Origin of the sequence: Streptomyces sp. NPDC101152 (assembly GCF_044768275.1) — a bacterium.
GTDB lineage: Bacteria > Actinomycetota > Actinomycetes > Streptomycetales > Streptomycetaceae > Streptomyces.
Genome location: NZ_JBIWPO010000139.1, coordinates 1 through 1,612, shown reverse-complemented (window position 1 = coordinate 1,612; position 1,612 = coordinate 1). Strand labels below are relative to the sequence as shown.

The following is a 1,612-nucleotide window of genomic DNA, read 5'->3' as shown; positions in this document are numbered from 1 at the left end:
GGTGGTGTGACGCGGTAGACGGCGCTGGCGTGCGGGGGGAGGTGGGCGGGGCCGGAGGTGATGGTCCACCAGTCGGAGGCGCCCTGGCCGGCGCGGCTGGCGAAGTGTGGGGTGAGGCGGCTGTTGGTGGTGTTGCGGGCGTGGACGGTGATGGCGGTGACCCGGGTGGCGGTGCCGTGGTGGGTGTAGCGGGGGGTGAGGGTGACGTGCAGGGGCGGGGGGCTGGCGGCGGCGATGGTGGTGCACACCGCGGCGGGCACCAGGAGGGCGGCGGCGAGGATGCTCTTGGCGCGGTGGCTGGTCAGGGGGTGGGGGAGGTGGGGTTGCCAGGCGGTGGCGAGGGCGGTGGCGGGGACGGTGGCCGCGGCGGCGAGCCACAGCGGGGTCATCATCAGGAAGTAGCCGTCCTGGGAGCGGGTGGAGAGGTAGAACACGGTCCAGGGCAGCACGGTCAGGGCCACGCCCAGGCGGCGGACGAACAAGGCGGTGGCCGCCAGCAGGCCGAGCAGGAGGAGCAGGCTGGCGTAGGAGTAGTAGTCCAGGCGGCTGCTGCCGCCGGTGAAGTAGTAGGAGATGCCCATCAGTCCCTGGCCGTGCAGGATCGCTTTCTGCTCGATGGGCAGCAGGGTGCCGTGCAGCCAGGCGGTGAAGCCCTCGACGGCGAAGTAGGCGTTGACGGCCGCCCAGGCCAGTGCCGCGGTGGCGGCGTAGCGGGCGGTGACCGCGAGGGCGTTGCGGGGGCCGAGTTCGCCGCGGCGTACCGCGTACAGGCCGATCAGCAGGAACGGGGCGATGAACCAGGCCAGCTGCTGGGCGGCGCAGGCCGCGCCCAGCAGGGCGGCCCGTCCCACACCCCGCCCGCCGAGGCGGCCGCCGGCGCCGGTAGCGGGCCAGCGCACCACCACCGGCACCAGCAGCGCCAGCGCGGTGATCGCCGGGTAGCCGGAGTAGGCGTACTGCGGCAGCAGCCCGAAGCCGAGACAGACGGCGGTGGCCGCCGACCGCCACGGGGCCGGCAGCACCCACCACAGCACGACCGTCGAGACGAGCAGAGCGGCGGTGGTGACCAGGGTGGCGGCCGCGGTGGAGTGCACCACCGCGTGCACCGGGGCGGCCAGCAGCGCGGTCAGCGGCGGGTAGCCGTAGGTGTAGTCGGCGCCGCCGGACATGGTCTTGGTGATGCCGACGTCCGGGCCGCCGAACAGCCAGGGCCAGGGCTGGCCGTAGACGGGATGGCCGTGCAGGATCTGCTGGGCCGCCTGCGCGGTCAACACGCCCTCGTCGGTGCCCGCGTGGTCCAGCACGAACCCGCACACCACCAGCGTGACGGCGGTCACCAGCACCAGCGCGTCCACCCGCACCAGCGCCCGCCGCCCGCGCACCATCAGCGACAGGACGGCGCACACCAGGATCGAGGCGTAACACACCGAGATCACCGCGCCGACCACCCGGTGCGACTCCATCGCATCCGTCCAGGCCACCCGCGTCCCGATGAACAGACTGACCGTCGCCACCAGCGTCATACCCCGGTGCAACGCCAGCGGCCCCGGATCCCCGTCACCGGACACCGACACGACAGCCGGCGGTGGCGTCACCAACTCCGCCCCAGCGG

1 protein-coding gene is annotated in these 1,612 nt (G+C 73.7%); it reads right to left on the bottom strand.

Annotated features, from left to right (window positions below):
• The coding region (locus tag ACIRVK_RS45500) for a hypothetical protein (protein ID WP_404258052.1) at positions 1–1,463 on the bottom strand (1,463 nt) is incomplete at its 3' end.
• Positions 1,464–1,612 lie beyond the last annotated feature (149 nt).